The organism is Salmonella sp. 32020114201800008SM, from assembly GCF_017572025.1.
In the GTDB taxonomy this organism is placed as follows: domain Bacteria; phylum Pseudomonadota; class Gammaproteobacteria; order Enterobacterales; family Enterobacteriaceae; genus Salmonella; species Salmonella enterica.
In genome coordinates, this window is sequence record NZ_JAGEQM010000001.1 from 1,152,487 (window position 1) to 1,174,197 (window position 21,711).

A 21,711-nucleotide genomic window follows, 5' to 3' on the forward strand; every position below is an offset into this window, starting at 1 on the left:
CTGTTACCCTCTCTTGCGCGGCTGAATTTTCCCCAGCGAACCATGATACGTTTCACGGTATTTAGCGCTCATGTCTTTACCGGTCTCGTACATCGCAGCAATGATCTCATCGAGCGAAATACAGGGTTCGCTTACGCGACTCATCGCCATCGTCGCCGCGTTTATCGCTTTCACGGCAGAGATGGCATTTCTCTCTATGCAGGGAATTTGTACCTGCCCGCCCAGCGGATCGCAGGTCAATCCCAGATGATGTTCCATGGCAATTTCAGCGGCGCTCAGCGTTTGCTCCACGGATGCGCCCATCAGTTCAGCCAGGCCCGCCGCCGCCATTGAGCACGCCACGCCGATTTCCCCCTGACAGCCAACTTCAGATCCCAGAATAGAGGCGTTTTGTTTAAACAATATCGCGATAGCGGCGGCGGTCAGGAAGAAACGGGTCAGAGCACCGGGCTCCAGCGGCGTGACAAATTTATCATACCAGCAGAGCGCTGCCGGAATGATGCCGCACGCGCCATTAGTTGGCGCGGTAACAATCTGTCCGCCGCTGGCATTTTCTTCGCTTACCGCAATCGCGAAGGCATTGACCCAGTTCAGCGCGGTTAAAAAATCGCTGGCGGAGCGGTTAGCCTGTAACGTCTTATGTAACGCACAGGCGCGCCGCGGTACCTGATAGGGACCGGGTAATACCCCCTCAGTATGCAGGCCGCGATAAACCGCCTGCTGCATCACGTCCCATATTTGCGCCAGATAATTCTGCAACGTCTGTGGCGAGTGGCGGCACAGCTCATTTTTCATCATCAGCGCCGCCACGGACAGGCCATTACGTCGGCACAGCGCCAGCAACTGCGCGGCATGACTAAATTCAAAGGGCGACACTGTACGCAAAGGAAGCGATGGCGTCAGCGGCTCGCCATGTTTGCGAACCTGTCCGGCGCCGGTCGAAAACCAGGTCTCTTCATACACCGTGAAATAATCATCTCTGGCGCGAAACGTCATGGCATAAGGATGGCCTGGATGCGCCTGGTGATTGGCGATAATCTTGACTTTTATCGTGATTCCGCCCGCGTCGGAGAGCGGGAGTTCGATTTTGTTTTCATTTTCCGCACGCTTAATCACCGCCATATGCGAACGGAGATCGACATTCTCCGGCTGGCAACCCAGCAGCCCAAGATAAAGGGCGGTATCCACATTGTGGCACTTGCGGCTTAACGATAACGCGCCATACAGCTCGATTTCAATTTCCCGAATTAGCGGCAACGTCTCTTGTTCTCTGAGCAATGAAATAAAGTGACAGGCGGCGCGCATCGGCCCTACGGTACGTGAGCTGGATGGACCTATTACTATTTTGAATATATCAAGGCAACTCTCCATCGTTATATCAATCCTTTCAGTGTCATTCGCGTTCAGTAATAAATAACATCCTCGCACAGTTGGCATATCAAAAGTGATACCTTTTGTGTCTGAACTTTACCTGGTATCAAAAACAACGCTTTTTTAGCCCTTTTCTGGCTGTGATATCTGTGATAGCACGAGATTCCACGCCACAAAAGAGCCATTATAATACCCGTAAATTAAGGGAGTTATCATATGAGCATTATTTATTTTATTACTACACAGGATATCGATACGTTTCAGAAAAAATTACAGGAAACGTTATTTAATGCCGTCACCATGCCGTTTCCGCTATTATTTGATAAACGTTATGCCGCGCTTATCAATACCGCTTATTTAAAGCTTACGCTGCCAGCGGAATGTCTGACGCCTGAATTTTATCGCTATTTACGCGAACTCTCATTGCAATGGCAGTTTGATTTTTTTATTAAGCCGCAGCCACTGCCTGCTAACGGTATTATCGCGTTTGATATGGACTCGACATTTATTGCGGAAGAAGGCGTGGATGAAATTGCCCGCGAGCTTGGCATGTCGACGCAAATCACCGCCATTACCCAACAGGCGATGGAGGGCAAGCTTGATTTTAACGCCAGTTTTACCCGACGTATCGGAATGTTGAAAGGCACACCGAAAGCAGTGCTGAACGCCGTATGCGATCGCATGACCCTTTCGCCAGGCCTGTTAACTATTCTGCCAGTCATCAAGGCCAAAGGATTTAAAACCGCGATTATCTCCGGGGGACTGGATATATTCACCCAGCGTCTAAAAGCGCGGTATCAACTGGATTATGCCTTTTCGAATACGGTTGAAATACGCGATAACGTTCTGACGGATAACATTACCTTGCCGATTATGAATGCCGCAAACAAAAAACAGACTCTGGTTGACCTGGCTGCCCGGTTAAATATTGCCACGGAGAATATTATTGCCTGCGGTGATGGCGCCAACGATCTGCCGATGTTAGAACATGCTGGCACCGGTATTGCCTGGAAAGCGAAGCCGGTTGTACGGGAAAAAATCCACCATCAGATTAATTATCACGGTTTCGAATTGCTTTTTTTTCTTATTGAAGATGAATTATAACGCGACTCACCTCGCCGGAAGGGAATTTTAAAATGAGTATAAAAACATTTATTTTCAGCCAGCCCGATAAGCCGATTGTAAAAGAGAAAAAAGAGATAGACCAGACCTATAAAAAATTTCGTTTTGAGATTATCGCCTCGGTCTTTATCTCTTATGCCGTCTTTTATCTTACCCGTAAAAACTTCTCCGCCGCGATGCCGGCCATGCTGACGGAAACGTCGCTGACCGCAGAAGACTTCGCCATTATGTCTTCTATTTTTTACATTCTTTATGGCGCGATGAAGTTTGTCGGCGGGATGCTGGTCGATAAAATTAACCCGAAAGCCATGACCGGCCCGGTGCTGATTGGCGTGGGGATTGTAAATATTCTGTTCGGCTTTTCCGATAGTGTGGCGGCATTCTACGTACTGTACAGCCTCAACGCGATCTTACAGGGCACCAGCTTTCCGCCGATGGCGAAAATTATGGCCTCGTGGTTTTCGAAAAACGAACGGGGACGCTGGTGGGCTATCGTTGAAGCGGCGCACAATATCGGCGGCAGCCTCGCGCCGCTGCTGACCAGCTTTGCTATCGCCTTTAGCGGTAGCTGGAAAATGGGGTTTTATGTTCCCGGCGCCATTTCGCTGCTGATGGGGATAGTGGCGCTATTTACCATTAAAGATCGTCCCGGTACGTTAGGTTTGCCCAACGTGGGGCAGTGGCGTAACGACCCGACAGAACTGGCCCAGGTCAAGGCCAGCCCGGTCAACCTGAGCTTCTGGCAGATTTTTGTAAAATATATCCTGACCAATCCACTGGTATGGATCATTATTATCGGCGATATGTCAGTTTATATTGCGCGCACCATCCTTAACGACTGGCCGCAGATTTACTATTCGCAGGTTCACGGCTGGAGCCTGATAAAAGCGAACTCGATTATTTCCTGGTTTGAGGCGGGCGGACTGGCAGGTGGGTTGCTGGCAGGCTACTTGTCTGACTTTATGTTCAAAAGTAACCGCTGGATGACCGGATTAATCTTCGCGTTAGCGCTGTGCATATGCATCGTGCTGGTGCCGCTGGTTCAGGATACCTCTTACACCCTCACCGCGATTCTGTTCACCATCATGGGCTTCGCCTTATACGGACCGCATATGCTTTTTGCCGTCGGCTGTCTGGATGTGACCCATAAGGATGCGGCGGGATCGATTACCGGCTTTCGAGGATTGTTCAGCTATGTCGGCGCGGCAATGGCCGGTGTGCCGGTAATTATGGTGAAAAATAGCTGGGCGTGGTCGGGCGTTTATATCTATGCGGTGATCGCCATTCTGCTAACGACTCTGTCGCTGGCGCTGCTCTCCAGGCTGCATCGGTTATAACATTCTGGCGACAGCGGCAAAACGCGGCTGTCGCCAGTCTCTGTCAGAAACGGTAATCCACCGCCATAAAGTAACGACGTCCGTCTTCGGTATAACCGTAGTCGTCGCGTTTGAGATCTTTATCGCCCACGTTCAGAACGCCCGCACGCAGTTTAACGTTTTTCGTCGCCTGCCATGCCGCGCCGGTATCCCAGACCACGTACCCGCCCGGCGTTTTCGCTGTTGCGCTGTCGGCCCGCTTACGCCCGGTATAATTCCCTGATACGTAGAATGACCAGTCTTCGAGCTGCACCGGTTTCCAGTCCAGCGTACCGTTCGCGGTGTGGAACGGCAGATCGGAAAGCGGCTTGTTCCCGCCATTACTGACGTCGCGCCCGTCGTTATAGGTGTAATTCAACGACAGTTTCCACGCCTCGTTAAACGGAACTTTCAACTCGGTTTCCACGCCCTGAATACGCGCTTTATTCACGTTGTAATAACGGAAGACCGGAACGCGCTGTCCCCGACTGTTGGTTTCGAAACCGACAAAGTTGGAATAGCCGGGCGCGGCGTTAACGTCAGGGGTACGGCTAATGCTGATGCGATCGTCCACATCGTTACGGAACGTGGTAACGCTCGCTTCCACGCCCTCCAGTATGCCTTCTTCGCCACGGTAATAAAGGCCGAGCTCCCAGCTTTCACTGGTTTCAGGTTTCAGATCCGGGCTACCGATAATGCGGCATCCGCCACGGCAGGAGTTGGTCGCCCAGTCCGGACTTAATTGCAATAGCGACGGCGCTTTAAAGGCCGTGGCCCACCCACCTTTCACCGTCAGGGTATCCGTTGCGTTATAAACCAGATAAGCACGCGGGCTCCAGTGATCGCCATAGGTTTCATGGTCATCCATACGAATACCGGTGGTCAGCGCCAGCGGTTCGAAGATGCGCCACTCATCTTCAAGGAACAGAGCATACTGGCTGGCGGAGGTTTTAGTACTGGAACCGCCGGTCAGGTTCACCGCATCGCTCAGTTTATCGTGACGCCATTCGCCGCCGAAGGTAAGGAACTGGTTGACAGCCGCTAACGGCAGAACGTATTTCCCGTCAATCGAATTGCTTTCTGACGTGATAGGGCTACTGTTGCCGGGGTTTTTGTTTTCCACTTTTTCGCCGTAGAACTTGAGCTCGCTGTTGCCGAGATCCCAACGTCCGTTATGGCTCAACGCGTAGTTTTGCCGTTCCAGTCGGTTTTTATCCAGCGAGTCGGAGTCCCGGTCCTGGCGATCAAAACCGTAGCCTGCGGTAACGTCATGATTTTCGTTTGGTGTCCAGGCAAACTCGACGTTTCCATCCCGGCTGGTAAATCCTTCAATGCGCGGCGTTTCACCCGTAGCGGTGGTGGCGGAACTCTGCTGCTCGTCTTTTTCGCGTTTCGCCAGGCTACCGTAGGCTTTCATTCCCAGCACGCCGTCGATCAGCGGACCGCTGGTAAAGAACTGACCGTTATAGGTATCGCCACGGTCGCGATGTTCCTGAATAGTGGAGTCAACCGTGACGCTGCCGTGCCATTTCTGACCAATTTTTTTGGTGATAATGTTGACCACGCCGCCCAGCGCATCGGAGCCATACAGCGAGGACATGGGGCCACGCACCACTTCAATACGTTCGATAGCGTCAACCGGTATCCAGTTCAGATCAAAATCATTATGGCGGAAGACCGCGTTACGGGAGTTAACGCGCTTACCGTCGATCAGGATCAGCGTATAACTGCTGTCCAGACCACGAATACTCACGCCTTTACGGTTATCCCCTTCGTTAGTGAGCTGTACGCCCGGCACCTCTTTCAGGACATCTTTCAGGTTTTGCACGGGCCTGCGCTGTAAATCTTGCTGGGTAATGACGCTGATACTTGCTGGCGCATCTTTCAGATTTTGTTCGATGGCGGACGCGGTAACGACCATGGTTTCACCATCATCCGTTGCCGCGGCAACCGGCCAGGCCAACGTAACTGCGGACATACAAAGCCCTACCCGAACGAAAGGGTTAAACCTAAACATTCCATTTCTCCATGAGGTAAATACGACAAAAAAATCGGTTATCGCTCACAACGCATTACGTTTCGCCTGCGATAACGGTTATCACGGCGAACTCTTTTTATGCAGGCGAGTCGGGCTCATTAGTGACGGTCGCGCCCGAATCTTCATCCTTTCTGATTTCGAGCGTAACGATAAAGCAAACGATAATAATTATCAATTTAATTGTTAATAATTATGTCATTTGAACCAATCATGAAGAAAAAACAAAAAACCCTCTCGAATGAGAGGGTTAGAAGGGTCAGGTTCAGGCAGTCCGTACCGGATGGCGGCATAAAGCCTTATCCGGCCTATGACGAGAATACTACGTTACTTTTTAACGCGTTCCGGGAAGTGCATTTCGCTATAGCGCACGAAATGCGTACCTTTTATCAGCTTGTAGCCGAACCAGATAAGCAGGAACAGCGGAATACCGATATAGGTCGCCGCGACGCCGCCCCAGTCGATGGTATCTTTCAGGAACGCTTCATAGTTCTGCCCCAACGTAATAATCAGGCACAGTACAAAGGCGAAAATCGGCCCCAGCGGGAAGAACCCGGAACGGTACGGCAAATCATTCACATCATACCCTTGTAACACGTAACCGCGACGGAAGCGATAATGGCTAATGGCAATCCCCAGCCAGGCGATGAAGCCCGTCATACCGGAGGTGTTCAACAGCCACAGATAGACCGTCTGGTTGCCGAACATTGAGGTCAAAAAGCAAAGACCGGCAATCACGGTGGTGGCATAAAGCGCATTGCGCGGTACGCCGCCGCGGGACAATTTCGCAAAAATACGCGGGGCCTTACCGTCACAGGCCAGGGTGTAGAGCATACGGGTCGAGGCATACATCCCGGAGTTACCCGCAGACAGTACCGCCGTCAGGATAACCGCATTCATTATCGCCGCCGCAGACAACAAGCCCGCATGCTGGAACACTAAGGTAAACGGACTGACGCTAATGTCTTTGACGTCGTTACGCAGCAGGTTTGGATCGGTATAAGGAATGATCAGGCTGATAATCAAAATCGCGAAAACATAAAACAGCAGAATACGCCAGAACACCTGACGCACCGCGCGCGGAATATTCTTCTCCGGGTTTTCAGATTCCCCAGCGGCAATACCAATCAGCTCAGTTCCCTGGAAAGAGAAGCCCACTATCATCGCGACGCCAATCATTGCCGCAAAACCGCCAGCGAAAGGCGCATCGCCCGTCGTCCAGTTGCTCCAGCCGACCGGCTCGACACCTTTAAAGATACCGATAATCATCGCTACGCCAACGATGATGAAGATAATAACGGTCGCGACTTTAATTAACGAGAACCAGTACTCCGCTTCGCCAAAACCGCGCACGGAAATGTAGTTCAGCAAGAAAATGACGCAGAGGAATAGCGCGCTCCAGATCCAGCCCGGCGTGTCCGGGAACCACCAGCCCATCACCAATTGCGCGGCAACCAGGTCAACAGCGATAGTCACCGCCCAGTTGTACCAGTAGTTCCAGCCCAGCGCGAAACCAAAGCCTTCTTCCACATAGTTCTGACCATATGTCGCAAACGAGCCAGATACCGGCATATAGGCCGCCAGCTCGCCAAGACTGGTCATCAGGAAGTAGACCATCAAACCAATCAGAATATAAGAAAACAGCGCGCCGCCTGGCCCCGCCTGAGAAATTGTCGCACCAGATGCAACGAAAAGACCTGTCCCGATGGAGCCGCCAATGGCAATCATCGTCAGGTGACGCGCCTTTAATTCGCGACGTAGCGCGGGCGCTTCTGTGGTTTTAGTTTTGGAACCCATGTGAAAATGCTATCCATCCAAAAAATGAGGCGCGATTGTAACAGACGAAATACTATCCTTCCGACACAAATGCGCGGTTATAAGAGACCTTCATGACCGGCCACGGATTATAAGTAAAGCAGAGAATAACGTATACGTAAGCGGATACTAAAAATGGCGATGCCGCCCGGGCAGCCCTCCTCTTCACCTTTATTCACAGTAACTCAAAAAACGCTGCAACGCGTTAGAAAGATGTTTCTGCCGATGATGAACACGCCACAACGTGCGCACCAGGCGCGGTAACGGCACCGCGACTTCGCCCAGGGTTCCCGCCTGAAGTTGTTCAGCAATCACCCGGCGCGATAAACAGCTTATCCCCAGTCCATGACGCACCGCATGTTTGATCGCTTCTGAATTCCCCAACTCCATCGCCATATGAAAGCGCGGCAAATGCGACAACAGCAAATAATCGACAATTTCCCGCGTACCGGAACCGCGCTCGCGTAAAATCCATGGGGATGCCGCAAGCTGTTCCAGCGTCACCGGCCCCTGCGTCAGCGGCGAGGACGGCGCGGCAAAGACCACCAGCTCATCTTCCAGCCACGGCTCAGAAATAATCTCTGTACTGTGACATGGTCCTTCAATCAGGCCGATATCAACCCGAAAATCCAGCACCGCGTTAATCACGTCCTGGCTGTTTCCCACGCTGAGTTCCAGCGGTAAGGCCGGATAATGCTGGCGATAGCGGGCAATCATGGCGGGTAAAATGTAATTGCCGATGGTGCTACTGGCATAAACCCGTATCGCGCCGTTATCTTCACGAAATAGCTGCTCAATTTCTACCGCTTGCTCCAGCAACGCCAGCGCGCGCGGGTATAACAAGCGCCCATGTTCGTTGACCACCAGCCGTTTCCCCACCCGATCAAACAACTGTACGCCGAGCTGACCTTCCAGATCGGTGAGCGCGGCGCTAACGGCGGACTGCGATAATGACAGCATGACCGACGCCTGGGTTGTTGAACCGCTTTTCAGTACTTCAGCAAACACTTCAAGTTGTCGTAGCGTAATATGCATAGTCGTATCCCACCGATAGCGTTTCACTTACCACTTATAAAGATTAATTATAAATATATAATCAATTTTATTTTTAAACCAGATCACCGTAACCTTATTGTCCATATACAGGAGAAGGTTATGACAGAACTCACCTTGCAGAATCATCGTCGTACAATGTGGCATTTTATACCGGGGCTCGCTCTGAGCGCCGTCATTACAGGAGTCGCCCTGTGGGGCGGCGCTATCCCTGCCGTTGCAGGCGCGGGGTTCAGCGCCCTGACCCTGGCTATCCTGCTGGGTATGGTTATCGGGAATACCGTCTATCCACAAATATGGAAACAATGCGACGGCGGCGTGCTGTTTGCAAAACAACATCTGCTGCGTTTAGGGATTATCCTTTACGGCTTCCGCCTTACCTTTTCACAAATCGCCGACGTGGGCATTAGCGGCATTGTGATTGACGTATTAACGCTTTCCAGCACGTTCATGCTGGCCTGCTTCTTAGGCCAAAAAGTCTTTGGTCTGGACAGGCACACCAGCTGGCTGATTGGCGCCGGTAGCAGTATCTGCGGCGCGGCGGCGGTACTGGCGACAGAACCGGTGGTAAAAGCGGAAGCCAGTAAGGTTACTGTAGCCGTCGCGACTGTCGTTATTTTCGGCACCATCGCTATTTTCCTTTACCCGGCAATGTATCCGCTGCTGGCGCACTGGTTCAGCCCGGAAACTTACGGCATCTATATCGGCTCAACCATGCATGAAGTCGCGCAAGTGGTCGCAGCGGGTCATGCCGTTAGCCCGGATGCGGAAAATGCGGCAGTTATCGCTAAGATGCTGCGTGTCATGATGCTGGCGCCGTTCCTGATCATTCTGGCGGCGCGCGTTAAACAGCTTTCACCGGCGACCGGCGCGGAAAAAAGCAAAATTACCATTCCGTGGTTTGCTATTTTCTTCATCGTAGTGGCGATCTTCAACTCTTTCCACCTGCTGCCGAAAGCCGTGGTGGATATGCTGGTGACGCTGGACACAGTGCTGCTGGCGATGGCAATGGCGGCGTTGGGTCTGACCACTCACGTTAGCGCATTGAAAAAAGCGGGGGCGAAACCGCTGCTGATGGCGCTGGCATTATTCGCCTGGCTGATTATTGGCGGTGGCGCCATTAACGTCCTAATCCATAGCCTTATCGCATAAATTATTACGTTTCACGCCTGTTAACCCGTTATCATAGCGTTCGTAATGAACCGTTAGCGGGTTTAACAGGAGTCTTTTATGAAATACATCGGAGCGCACGTCAGCGCTGCTGGCGGTCTGGCTAACGCCCCTGCCCGCGCGGCTGAAATTGGCGCAACGGCCTTTGCGCTTTTCACAAAAAACCAGCGTCAGTGGCGTGCCGCCCCCCTTACTCCCCAGGTCATTGATGACTTTAAAATCGCCTGTGAAAAGTATCATTTCTCGGCGGCGCAAATTCTTCCCCACGATAGTTACCTGATTAATCTGGGCCATCCGGTCAGTGAAGCGCTGGAAAAATCACGCGATGCCTTTCTCGATGAAATGCAGCGCTGTGAACAACTCGGCTTAACCTTGCTTAATTTTCATCCCGGTAGCCATCTGATGCAGATTGCACAGGAGGATTGCCTGGCGCGGATCGCGGAATCCATCAATATCGCCCTCGCGCAGACCGAGGGCGTTACGGCGGTTATCGAAAATACAGCCGGTCAGGGCAGTAATCTGGGGTTTGAGTTTGAACAGTTAGCCGCCATCATCGACGGCGTGGAAGATAAGTCGCGCGTTGGCGTCTGTATCGATACCTGCCATGCCTTTGCCGCCGGATACGATCTGCGTACGCCAGAGGCGTGCGAAAAAACATTCGCCGAATTCGGGAAAATTGTCGGATTTCAGTATTTGCGCGGAATGCACCTGAACGACGCCAAAAGCGCCTTCGGTAGCCGCGTTGACCGCCATCACAGCCTGGGTGAAGGCAATATCGGCCACGATGCGTTTCGTTGGATTATGCAGGATGCGCGTTTTGACGGTATTCCGCTGATACTGGAGACCATCAATCCTGATATCTGGGCGGAAGAGATTGCGTGGTTAAAAGCCCAGCAAATTGCCGAAGCGGTGGCCTGACGCTCAATGTTCTTCAGGCAATAAAAAAGGCAGAGCGCGCTCTGCCTTTTTTAGCGTGTTTCTCTTACGCCGCTTTTGCCGCGACTTCCGTCTCCGGACGTTTCAGGACGGCATAAGCCAGCCCTGCCACCAGCGTACCGGCCACAATTGCCAGCAGGTATCCCAATACCGGCGTAATTGCGCCTGGGATAAGCAGAACAAACAGACCGCCATGCGGCGCCATCAATTTTGCGCCTACCGCCATAGAAATAGCCCCGGTCAACGCGCCGCCAACGATACAGCACGGCAGTACACGCATCGGGTCGCGCGCCGCAAACGGAATAGCGCCTTCAGTGATAAAGCACAGCCCCAGCACCAACGCCGCTTTACCACCTTCCTGCTGCGCTTTGTCGAACTTACGACGCGCCACCATCGTCGCCAGACCCAGCGCTAACGGCGGTACCATACCTGCGGCCATGATCGCCGCCATCGGCGCGTAAGTTTGCGTACTCAGCAGACCAACGCCAAACGCATACGCCGCTTTGTTCACCGGGCCGCCCATGTCGGTACACATCATCCCGCCGAGAATCGCGCCCAACAGCACTGCGTTTGCGGTTCCCATGGTTTGCAGCCAGTGAGTGAGCCCTTCCAGAATCCCGGCAACCGGTTTACCGATCAGGTAAATCATTGCCAGCCCCACCACCAGACTGGAAATTAACGGGATGATCAGGATTGGCTTCAGCGCTTCCATACTTTGCGGAAGTTTCAATTTGGTACTGATAAGCTTCGCCATATACCCGGCAAGGAAGCCGGCAATGATCCCGCCGATAAAACCGGAACCGGTGCTAACCGCCAGCATACCGCCAATCAGACCTGGCGTAAGGCCGGGGCGATCCGCGATGGAGAAAGCGATATAACCCGCCAGTACCGGCACCATCAGCGCAAACGCCGAACCGCCGCCAATCTGCATCAGCGCCGCCGCCAGCGTGTCCGGCACCTTAAAGGCTTCAATACCAAAGGCGAAGGAAAGCGCAATACACAGTCCCCCGGCAACCACCATAGGCAGCATGTAAGAAACGCCCGTCAACAGATGCCGGTATGCGCCAGCGCTCTCTTTCTTCCCTTCGGTCGCCGCTTGCGATGCCTTACCCGCCGGTTGATACGGCGTCGCTTCCGCTACGGCTTTATCCAGCTCCTGCGCCGTCTTTTTCAGCGCCAGGCCGGTCGACGTGCGGTACATCGGGAGACCGGCAAACTTCGCCAGATCCACTTCGATATCCGCCGCCACAATCACTAAATCCGCTTCCGCCACCTCTTCCGGGGTGATGGCATTGCCGGCCCCCACGGAGCCGCGCGTTTCGACTTTTACCCACCAGCCGCGTTTTTTCGCTTCTGTTTCAATGGCTTCAGCCGCCATAAAAGTATGGGCGACGCCGGTCGGGCAGGCCGTTACCGCGACCACGCGTTTCGGACCGCCGCTCGCCGCAGGAGCAGCCGCAGCAGGGGCGCTGTAAAGGGTCGCATGGCTTTTGGCTTCACTCAGAAACAGTTCCGGATGCGCGACGGCGCGACCAATATCCCCCAGCCAAACCTTTTTGCCGTTCAGAGCATTGTCGTTCGGCAGAGATTCGCCCAGCACGATCGCCAGCTCAGCATCATTCGGATTGTCGATAATTTCCAGATTTGCTTTATGCGCCGCCGCTCCAAGCAGGGTTTTCGCCATGTAAGCGCGAGCCTGGCCGAGATTAGCGTCAATTATCAGCAGCGTTTTCATTATGCCTCTCCTGCTGTCAGTTAAACGGTTGTAAGTCGACACGCGCCATCATTGCGGCCAACTGAGGACGATCGGTAATACCCACATTGCTCTGGCTGACCGCCAGCGCGGCAACCGCCGTCGCCAGACGCAGCGTATGTTCGCTGGACTCGCGCATCAGCAGGCCGTAAATCAATCCGCCAACCATGGAATCGCCTGCGCCGACGGTACTTACCACGTCAACTGCCGGTGGTTTAGCGATCCATTCTCCTGAGGCGTTAACCCACAGCGCGCCTTCCGCCCCCAGCGAAATCACCACATGGGCGATACCCTGTTCGCGTAACGCGTGCGCCGCATCAATCACATCTTTCATTTCCGGGAGCTTACGACCCGCCCAAATTTCCAGTTCGCGGCGATTCGGTTTCACCAGCCACGGCGCAGCTTTAAGACCGGCGACTAACGCTTCACGGCTACTATCAAAGATAATGCATGGACACTGGCTGCGCAGACGCGTCATCCAGTCGGTGAACGCTTCCGGACTCACGCCAGCCGGTAAGCTACCGCTGACGCAGACCATATCGAACTGGCCCAGCCAGCTCAGGGAGTCGTTAACAAAGCGTTCCCAGTCTGCGGGGGTCACGTCAAAGCCGGAAAAGTTGAAGTCGGTCACTTCGCCATCTTTTTCCGTCAGCTTCACGTTGATGCGGGTCCGGCCCTGAACCACCTGAAAGCGGTTAGCGATGCCCAGTTCGCTGAATAATTGCTGAAAACCGTCCTGGTTATCTTTACCGAGAAAACCGCCGACGGTGACGTCGATGCCTAAGTCTTTCAGCACTTTGGCAACGTTAATGCCTTTGCCCGCCGCGTGCAGACCCGTGGTTTTCACCAGGTTCACTTCGCCGCGTTCGATTTCAGGGCAAAACCCAACCAGATCGTAAGCCGGATTAAGGGTAATGGTGGCGACACGCCTGCTCATTATGCGCCCTCCCCGAGACCGGCGGCGATCGCATCGCCAATCGCTTTCAGCGCCTGTTCAGCATCTTCACCCTGCGCGGTAAAGCGCAGACGATGGCCTTTCTTCACGCCTAATGCCACCACTTTCATCAGACTACGTCCGTTTGCCGGTTTGCCGGTTCCATCAAGGTTTGTCACGGTAATTTCACTGTTAAATTGTTTAATCGTATTCACCAGCATGGTGCCCGGACGGGCATGGAGACCATGCTCATTACGCACTACAAATTCCGCGCTCAGTACGTCATCCGTCAGCGCATCATCACTGGTCAGCAACGCCAGCAGCGTCGCGGCGTCAGCGCTCAGCAGACGATCGGCTTTATTGTTCAGCAACAGGTCGCCGAGGCGTTTTAGCACGGCAATCGGCTGCTCGTCGTTCATCGCGACAGTGACTAATAAGGCTGCTTTTTCACCCTCTACGTCAAACGCCTGGGTCGCACGGCTTACCGCAACAGCGCTGCGCAAATTGCCTTCCGCGCTGTCGTTCAGCCAGATGCCTTGTCCCAGATTCATCGGACTATCGTTAATCGTTTTTGCGACGAACGCCGCATCAACCGCTCCCGCCTCTTTCAGACGCGCCGCATTTAGCGCCTGTAATGTGACCAGCGAGCTGGCGATGACATCCAGCGTCATCGTCTCGTTATCAAGTTTTAATTGTTCACTTTGCTTCTCGCCCATCAGCAATGCGCGCAGCTCTTCCGCCGTTGTCGCGGATTTCAGCTGTTCAGCCACGGAGTCATCGCTCAGCACATGCGTCAGCTGACGCAGCAGGCCAAGGTGTTCGTCCGAACTGGCGGCAATACCAATCGCCACGTAGGCGACCTGGCCTTCTCCCCAGGTAACGCCCTGCGGAAATTGAAAGACCTGGACGCCGGTTTTCAGCACCTGATCGCGCGTGTCTGTTGTGCCATGGGGAATCGCAATACCATTGCCAAGAAAGGTCGAGGTTTGCTGTTCGCGCGCCAGCATACCGTCAACATAGCCGCCCGCCACATTCCCGGCCTGCGCTAACGCGGCGGCGATTTGCCGAATGGCCTCTTCTTTATTTCCGGCCTGCTCGCCCGGATGAATGTCCTGAACCGATAACTGGAACATGTGTCTCCTCTCCTGCTGAATTGAAACGATTCAGCCACTATGAGAAAAAAAGCGCCAATCTGAGTTATCAAAAAAACCAGATCGCGCTGAAACGTTTCAAGAAGTCTGGATCTTTCTGCTTCAGCACGCAAGAAAAGTTACCGGTTTTGTAGCAATTTTTTGAGGTGAAGCACATTTTTTCTCCAACAGTCCCTCAATAGCTGACGCATAAAAGGCTTCAGCTTTTTCTTTCAGCTTGCGTCAGCACGCCCTGGTAACAAACTGGAATGCTATTTTGATTTTTCGTGTCGATTTTGATTCAGACGCCTGTTTATTTTCTGACGGGCAGCGTAAACTCCGCCTCTCTTCACACCACTGATATAGAAACATGCACAACAGTCCCGCCGCCGCTGCGCCTAAATCGTTTGACCTGACGTCTACCGCCTTTTTGATCGTCGCTTTTCTCACCGGTATTGCCGGTGCGTTACAGACGCCGACGCTCAGTATTTTTCTGACGGATGAGGTTCACGCCCGCCCCGGCATGGTGGGATTCTTTTTTACCGGCAGCGCGGTTATCGGCATTATCGTGAGCCAGTTTCTGGCGGGTCGCTCAGATAAAAAAGGCGATCGCAAAAAACTGATCGTTTTCTGTTGCGTGCTGGGCATGTTGGCCTGCGTGCTGTTTGCCTGGAACCGCAACTACTTTATTTTGCTGTTCATCGGCGTCTTTCTCAGTAGCTTCGGCTCTACCGCCAACCCGCAGATGTTTGCGCTGGCCCGAGAACATGCCGATCGTACAGGTCGTGAAGCGGTGATGTTCAGCTCAATCCTCCGCGCCCAGGTCTCGTTGGCCTGGGTCATTGGGCCGCCGCTGGCCTATGCGCTGGCGATGGGTTTTAGCTTTACGGTGATGTATTTGAGCGCGGCGGTAGCTTTTATCGTCTGCGGCGTCATGGTGTGGTTCTTTTTACCGTCAATGCGCAAAGATGCGCCGCTGGCAACCGGCACGCTGGAAGCACCGCGTCGTAATCGCCGCGATACTCTGTTGCTGTTTGTCATCTGTACGTTAATGTGGGGGACTAACAGCCTGTATATCATTAATATGCCGCTGTTTATCATCAATGAGCTGCATCTTCCGGAAAAACTTGCAGGCGTGATGATGGGCACCGCCGCCGGGCTGGAGATTCCCACAATGCTGATTGCAGGTTACTTCGCCAAACGGTTGGGAAAACGCCTGTTAATGTGCATCGCCGTTGTCGCCGGACTGTGCTTTTATGTGGGTATGTTGCTGGCGCACGCACCGGCAACGTTACTCGGCTTGCAGTTGCTGAACGCGATTTACATCGGCATTCTTGGCGGGATTGGCATGCTCTATTTTCAGGATCTCATGCCAGGCCAGGCGGGTTCAGCCACCACGCTGTATACCAATACCATTCGCGTCGGCTGGATCATTGCCGGTTCGCTGGCGGGAATCGCCGCAGAAATCTGGAATTATCATGCGGTCTTCTGGTTTGCGTTAGTCATGATTGTCGCCACCATGTTCTGCCTGGCGCGTATTAAAGATGTTTAACTTGCAAGCCTGATACTTTTACTCTTCGACACATTCAGCGCAGAGTTTATCTCTGCGCAATGTTCATGCGCGGTCATTCATTGTCTTTTTCTCAAAACGATATTCTGTAAGCGCCCTCCTACATAAAAGACCGGTTATTGAGAAAATTACGCCCATCAGTCCGCAAAGAACCAACACCAGCCGCATCTTATATTTTGGTGTGACAGCAACATCTATCACTTCAATGTTAGCATTATTTTTAACCGCCTCCGACAACAAGGATAGCTTTGCATATGTTTCCGTTTGTAACATATTTTTATGCACGCTATAACGTTTAATGTCACCATCATCGATATACCATGCCGCCATTTTATCGACACTATTTTTCAGGGTGGAAATAATATTATTGACGCTTTCTTCCCTCCCCTGCGCCTTAAAAAGAACAAGCTGATTTTTCGCGTCAAAACTTATTTTATTTTTATATTCCGCAGGCAAGAAACGGCTAAACTGGTTAAGGATAACCGTTGTTTTACATTGAATATCATTAGTATAGCCACATAACGCATAGGTAGCAGGCGTATCCAGATTAGGTTTGATTGTAATACTCACAACCTTTGTATCATGCTGCACGCTCACAAAAACATAGCCAATGGCGACAAAAATAAAGGTAACGATCACGATACTTAGCCATTTTCTTATAAGGAATAAGGAAACGTCGACTAAATCAATTTCACTATTTTCTCCCCGCATTTCACATCCCTTTTAAAACGCTAATAGTCAACCCGAATACTGAAATAACAAAAAGCAACACCAGCGTAAAAATAAACGCCCTGGCTGCGAACGTATATTTCTTCATAAGATAAAACCCACACATAAGAATTCGAGTATTTTAAAGGAAAATAACAACACATTCACACTGGTTATATCGATCGGTAAATACATCAATGATAGATATAAACTATCAAATTCATGATATCGATCGTTATAAATAATTAAAATCGATCAAAATTCCTCTTTTTAATAGATAAAAACTATCATATAAATAAAATTGATCGTTTTTGTTTTATGTGACGGTTTATTCGGTACACGTTCAGGCACCAACGGGGTTGAGCGGCGACATCTACCGCTTCAGAAGCCACGAAATAAGGGAAGCATGTATTACGCTATTTAATGGTAAAAGGAGGTAATTTGATGCGCAGCTTTTGCAGACTATTTCGGGATATAACGTAAGCCCCTGCACATTTATCAAAAGCGGCTTAGCTCATGGTAAGGTTTTCTGTTCGAGTTCCAGCAAATAAATAATGGCCTCTTCCCGGGTCGTTAAACACATGTCCCCTGTCGGTTGCAAACCAGAGCACACTTTTGGGCGTAAAGGCGAGCCAAAGATAAGGCACAAGTTATCTTCCGAAAGCTGCACGCATCTGGTATTCATCGGCTTGCCATTCGGCATTCCGGGTATCGGCGACGAAATTGAAGGCGCAATACAGCAAGCGCCACAACCGCTACGACAGTCCATGCTCAGCCCTCTATTTATAACCAAATGAAAGATAACAGAATTTGTCCAAAGAAAAATCCAGATTTAAAATGTGGACGTCATCATGATCAGGCCTGCCCTCAGACATTCCGAAGACAAGGCTGGAAACAGAAGGGACAACACAGCACACTTCCCCCCTCCGGGCGACATGCCATCGCCTATTCTCGTTGAACGCGGAGCGGAAAGCGGGCGAACAGTATCACCTTTTTTGCACCAGCAAAAGTGACAATTCCACTTGCCTGGACGGCCCGCCGCGAGTAGTTTTACGCGATATTTTAGATAATCTCTACAACAGGATCTCCTCGATGCCAAGAGCGAACGAAATCAAAAAAGGTATGGTACTGAACTACAACGGCAAATTGCTGATTGTGAAAGATATCGACATTCAGTCACCTACCGCCCGTGGCGCCGCCACACTGTATAAAATGCGTTTTTCCGATGTCCGCACCGGTCTGAAAGTGGAAGAACGTTTCAAAGGCGACGATATCGTTGATACCGTCACCCTGAGCCGTCGCGGCGTTGACTTTTCTTATGTCGATGGCAACGAATATGTGTTCATGGATAAAGAAGACTATACGCCGTATACCTTCACCAAAGATCAGATTGAAGAAGAGTTGCTGTTTATGCCTGAAGGCGGAATGCCGGATATGCAGGTTCTGACCTGGGACGGCCAACTGCTGGCGCTAGAGCTTCCGCAGACCGTGGATCTGGAAATCGTCGAAACCGCGCCGGGTATTAAAGGAGCGTCCGCCAGCGCACGTAACAAACCCGCGACATTAAGCACCGGTCTGGTGATTCAGGTTCCCGAATACCTGAGCGCAGGTGAGAAAATCCGCATTCATATCGAAGAGCGCCGTTATATGGGGCGCGCGGATTAAGTTTCACATTTTTCGGCTGCGCCCCAGGGCGCAGTCTGCCCCTTTTATTTATTGACTGTTCTGCACCAGGCAAGAGAAACGTTAAAAATTTAACATTTTCTGCTCTTAAGATGGCAGAAGCACGACTTCGTCAACTCAGCCCTTCTCTTTTTCACGTTTATTCGCCAGGATTATTAAAGTTGTTATGTTGTATCAATATTCTGGAGCTGACGTGACCAAAACCAATCTTATTACTGGATTTCTCGGTAGCGGAAAAACCACCTCTATCCTTCATTTATTAGCTCATAAAGATCCGGCTGAAAAGTGGGCCGTCCTGGTTAATGAATTTGGTGAAGTGGGTATTGACGGCGCGCTGCTTGCCGACAGCGGCGCACTGCTAAAAGAGATCCCCGGCGGCTGCATGTGCTGCGTCAATGGATTGCCTATGCAGGTGGGGCTCAACACGCTGCTGCGCCAGGGCAAACCTGACCGGTTGCTGATTGAACCAACCGGACTGGGGCACCCAAAACAGATTCTGGATTTATTAACTGCGCCGGTTTATGAGCCGTGGATTGATTTACGCGCTACGCTCTGCATCCTTGACCCTCGCCTGCTACTGGACCAACAGAGCGTCGCCAATGAAAATTTCCGCGATCAGCTCGCCTCAGCCGATATTATCATCGCCAATAAGACCGATCGCGCCACGGCGCAGAGCGATGCCGCCTTGCAACAGTGGTGGCGACAGTACGGCGGCGATCGTCAACTGATTCATGCCGAACATGGACAGATAGACGGTAAGCTTCTGGATTTACCACGACAAAATCTGGCGGAACTGCCGGCCAGCGCCGCGCATTCTCACACTCATGCCAGTAAAAAAGGACTCGCCGCGCTAAATCTGCCCGCCCAGCAGCGCTGGCGACGCAGCCTCAATAGCGGACAGGGTCATCAGGCCTGCGGCTGGATTTTCGATGCCGATACCGTGTTTGACACCATTGGCCTCCTTGAATGGGCGCGTCTGGCGCCGGTGGGCCGGGTGAAAGGCGTTATGCGCATACAAGAGGGGCTGGTACGCATCAATCGCCAGGGCGATGACCTGCACATCGAAACACAGAGTGTCGCGCCGCCGGATAGCCGGGTTGAACTTATCTCAAACACAGAAACCGACTGGAATACGTTACAGACGGCCTTGTTGAAGCTTCGTTTAGCGACGCACGCGTAAGGTTGCCACCGTTTAAAAACTATGGCGAAATGACGATGAAAACCCGCTATTCCTTGATAATTCTGCTTAATGCCGCCGGTCTGGCGCTGTTTTTGTCATGGTATCTTCCCGTCAATCACGGCTTCTGGTTCACCATTGATTCCGGCATATTCCACTTCTTTAACCAGAAACTGGTGGAAAGCCACGCGTTCCTCTGGTGGGTCGCTATTACCAATAATCGGGCGTTTGACGGCTGTTCGCTGCTGGCGATGGGCGGACTGATGCTCAGTTTCTGGCTAAAAGAAAACGCGTCGGGCCGGCGGCGCATTGTGATAATCGGATTGGTCATGCTGCTAACAGCGGTGGTGCTTAACCAACTCGGTCAGGCGCTGATCCCCGTCAAGCGCGCCAGCCCAACGCTCTCTTTTGAGCATATTTATCGCGTCAGTGAGTTGCTGCACATCCCGACAAAAGACGCGTCAAAAGACAGTTTCCCAGGCGATCACGGTATGATGCTGCTGATATTTTCCGCCTTTATGCTGCGTTATTTCGGCAAAACGGCGGGGATTATCGCCCTTATTATATTTGTGGTTTTCGCGTTTCCGCGCGTTATGATTGGCGCTCACTGGTTCACCGATATTGTGGTCGGTTCGCTCACGGTTATTTTGATTGGCCTCCCCTGGTGGCTGATGACCCCGCTCAGCGACCGGGCGATAGCGCTTTTTGAGAATTATCTCCCGGGCAGAAATAAACAAATTTTAAACAAATAACCCATACAATTAACATTACCTTCAGCGATAGTTTTACATCGTTGAAGGTAATTTATGATGATATTCCCCCAGCCCATCATTTTTCGGTCATATTATTCCTCTGCAAAATGAACAGGTTGCACGATTTTTAAACGATTTGCGCTTAATTTGACCCGTGCTGAAAGTTCACTTTTCGTATCATAAATTCTTATAAAAAATCACGCGAAATCGCTCGCAATGACAGCAACAATCGGGTAATCTCAAACTCGTTTTGCCTCGCCAGATAATTATTCTCATTGCGAATAAATTTGTGCGTTCCGCCACAGATTTGTGCACAAAGAATTGTCTCAAGCTGTGCAGGTAATTAGTCTCATCACGTTTGGCATTTTTATAACGATATTTATCGTTAAGGACTTCAAGGGAAAACAAACAACATGGTCAAATCTCAACCGATTTTGAGATATATTTTGCGCGGGATTCCTGCGATTGCAGTTGCGGTTCTGCTTTCTGCTTGTAGCACAACCACCAATACCGCAAAGAATATGCATTCTGAGACGCATGCTGTGGGCAATAGCGATAGCTCTTCACTGCAAGCCTCTCAGGATGAATTTGAAAATATGGTGCGTAACCTTGACGTTAAGTCGCGGATTATGGATCAGTATGCTGACTGGAAAGGCGTGCGTTACCGCCTGGGCGGCAGCACTAAGAAAGGCGTCGACTGTTCCAGCTTTGTACAGCGCACCTTCCGTGAACAGTTTGGTTTAGAGCTTCCGCGTTCAACCTATGAACAGCAGGAAATGGGCAAAGCAGTTTCACGCAATAACCTGCGTACGGGCGATCTGGTTCTGTTCCGCGCCGGTTCCACTGGTCGCCATGTCGGTATTTATATCGGCAATAACCAGTTTGTCCATGCGTCTACCAGTAGCGGCGTCATTATCTCCAGTATGAACGAACCGTACTGGAAAAAACGCTACAATGAAGCGCGTCGAGTTCTGAGCCGCAGTTAATCTTCATCAGGCAGCACCTCCCTTGGCTTACCTGATGAGACGACATAAAAAGCACTGCTTCGGCAGTGCTTTTGCTTATTATCCCTTCTGAACCCGTTTTGCCGAATGGCGACGTGTCGCCTCTTATCCAGCCTACAACACACGAACGTAGGCCTGATAAA

Annotated in this window: 19 protein-coding genes; 9 read left to right on the top strand and 10 right to left on the bottom strand. The window is 51.7% G+C overall.

The features are described from left to right. Positions 1-3: 3 nt before the first annotated feature. Positions 4-1,371, bottom strand: coding sequence for an L-serine ammonia-lyase (locus tag J4613_RS05855; protein WP_000443206.1), 1,368 nt, complete (start codon positions 1,369-1,371; stop codon positions 4-6). Between the two features lie 216 nt (positions 1,372-1,587). On the opposite strand from J4613_RS05855, the gene serB reads away from it, so the two are divergent. After that, complete coding sequence (gene serB / locus J4613_RS05860; RefSeq protein ID WP_000022910.1) at positions 1,588-2,475, top strand: phosphoserine phosphatase SerB; 888 nt, start codon at positions 1,588-1,590, stop codon at positions 2,473-2,475. Between the two features lie 32 nt (positions 2,476-2,507). Beyond that, entirely contained in the window at positions 2,508-3,830 is a 1,323-nt protein-coding gene (locus J4613_RS05865) for an MFS transporter (protein ID WP_000023807.1), read from the top strand. 43 nt (positions 3,831-3,873) lie between these two features. Here J4613_RS05865 and cirA read toward each other — a convergent pair whose 3' ends face one another. The 3 genes from cirA to yieE form a co-directional block, all read right to left on the bottom strand. Beyond that, positions 3,874-5,865: a catecholate siderophore receptor CirA gene (cirA, locus tag J4613_RS05870; RefSeq protein WP_000488244.1), complete on the bottom strand. Its 1,992-nt coding sequence runs from the start codon at positions 5,863-5,865 to the stop codon at positions 3,874-3,876. 345 nt (positions 5,866-6,210) lie between these two features. Beyond that, positions 6,211-7,680 (bottom strand): lysine-specific permease, encoded by a 1,470-nt coding sequence (gene lysP, locus J4613_RS05875; RefSeq protein WP_000535000.1) that lies wholly within the window; start codon positions 7,678-7,680, stop codon positions 6,211-6,213. Between the two features lie 189 nt (positions 7,681-7,869). Further along, complete coding sequence (yieE, locus tag J4613_RS05880) at positions 7,870-8,733, bottom strand: DNA-binding transcriptional regulator YeiE (protein WP_000548316.1); 864 nt, start codon at positions 8,731-8,733, stop codon at positions 7,870-7,872. 120 nt (positions 8,734-8,853) lie between these two features. Between yieE and J4613_RS05885 the strand changes: the two genes are divergently transcribed. Both J4613_RS05885 and nfo read left to right on the top strand, forming a co-directional pair. Continuing rightward, positions 8,854-9,903 (top strand): YeiH family protein, encoded by a 1,050-nt coding sequence (locus tag J4613_RS05885; protein WP_000137966.1) that lies wholly within the window; start codon positions 8,854-8,856, stop codon positions 9,901-9,903. Between the two features lie 78 nt (positions 9,904-9,981). Beyond that, positions 9,982-10,839 (top strand): deoxyribonuclease IV, encoded by an 858-nt coding sequence (nfo, locus tag J4613_RS05890; RefSeq protein WP_000873906.1) that lies wholly within the window; start codon positions 9,982-9,984, stop codon positions 10,837-10,839. A 64-nt stretch (positions 10,840-10,903) separates the two neighbouring features. Here nfo and fruA read toward each other — a convergent pair whose 3' ends face one another. Genes fruA through fruB form a run of 3 tightly spaced genes read right to left on the bottom strand, consistent with a single transcriptional unit; the run spans position 10,904 to position 14,677 of the window. Beyond that, a complete protein-coding gene (gene fruA / locus J4613_RS05895) occupies positions 10,904-12,592 on the bottom strand; it encodes a PTS fructose transporter subunit IIBC (protein WP_000854395.1) in 1,689 nt (562 codons plus the stop codon). A gap of 16 nt (positions 12,593-12,608) precedes the next feature. Next, positions 12,609-13,547: a 1-phosphofructokinase gene (gene fruK, locus J4613_RS05900; RefSeq protein ID WP_000091249.1), complete on the bottom strand. Its 939-nt coding sequence runs from the start codon at positions 13,545-13,547 to the stop codon at positions 12,609-12,611. Beyond that, the gene (gene fruB, locus J4613_RS05905) at positions 13,547-14,677 is read right to left on the bottom strand and encodes a fused PTS fructose transporter subunit IIA/HPr protein (protein ID WP_000487287.1); all 1,131 of its coding nucleotides are present in this window, start codon (positions 14,675-14,677) and stop codon (positions 13,547-13,549) included. The genes fruK and fruB overlap by 1 nt, the downstream gene beginning before the upstream one ends. 367 nt (positions 14,678-15,044) lie before the next feature. Between fruB and setB the strand changes: the two genes are divergently transcribed. Continuing rightward, positions 15,045-16,226, top strand: coding sequence for a sugar efflux transporter SetB (gene setB / locus J4613_RS05910; RefSeq protein ID WP_000551937.1), 1,182 nt, complete (start codon positions 15,045-15,047; stop codon positions 16,224-16,226). A gap of 63 nt (positions 16,227-16,289) precedes the next feature. Here setB and J4613_RS05915 read toward each other — a convergent pair whose 3' ends face one another. The 3 genes from J4613_RS05915 to J4613_RS05925 form a co-directional block, all read right to left on the bottom strand. Further along, on the bottom strand, positions 16,290-16,955 hold the full coding sequence (locus J4613_RS05915; RefSeq protein WP_001213897.1) for a GNVR domain-containing protein: 666 nt from the start codon (positions 16,953-16,955) through the stop codon (positions 16,290-16,292). Position 16,956: 1 nt separating this feature from the next. Continuing rightward, positions 16,957-17,079, bottom strand: coding sequence for a membrane protein (locus J4613_RS05920; RefSeq protein WP_001519564.1), 123 nt, complete (start codon positions 17,077-17,079; stop codon positions 16,957-16,959). A 387-nt stretch (positions 17,080-17,466) separates the two neighbouring features. After that, a complete protein-coding gene (locus tag J4613_RS05925; RefSeq protein WP_001523448.1) occupies positions 17,467-17,721 on the bottom strand; it encodes a YkgJ family cysteine cluster protein in 255 nt (84 codons plus the stop codon). A 323-nt stretch (positions 17,722-18,044) separates the two neighbouring features. Between J4613_RS05925 and yeiP the strand changes: the two genes are divergently transcribed. The 4 genes from yeiP (at position 18,045) to mepS (ending at position 21,550) form a co-directional block, all read left to right on the top strand. Next, positions 18,045-18,617 carry an elongation factor P-like protein YeiP gene (gene yeiP, locus J4613_RS05930; protein ID WP_001136822.1) on the top strand — a complete coding sequence of 191 codons (573 nt, stop codon included), beginning with the start codon at positions 18,045-18,047 and terminating at the stop codon, positions 18,615-18,617. A gap of 211 nt (positions 18,618-18,828) precedes the next feature. Next, on the top strand, positions 18,829-19,815 hold the full coding sequence (locus tag J4613_RS05935) for a GTP-binding protein (RefSeq protein ID WP_000169350.1): 987 nt from the start codon (positions 18,829-18,831) through the stop codon (positions 19,813-19,815). Between the two features lie 29 nt (positions 19,816-19,844). Further along, positions 19,845-20,564 carry a phosphatase PAP2 family protein gene (locus J4613_RS05940; RefSeq protein WP_000178096.1) on the top strand — a complete coding sequence of 240 codons (720 nt, stop codon included), beginning with the start codon at positions 19,845-19,847 and terminating at the stop codon, positions 20,562-20,564. A gap of 413 nt (positions 20,565-20,977) precedes the next feature. Then, positions 20,978-21,550: a bifunctional murein DD-endopeptidase/murein LD-carboxypeptidase gene (gene mepS / locus J4613_RS05945; RefSeq protein ID WP_000241015.1), complete on the top strand. Its 573-nt coding sequence runs from the start codon at positions 20,978-20,980 to the stop codon at positions 21,548-21,550. The last annotated feature ends 161 nt before the right edge of the window (positions 21,551-21,711 follow it).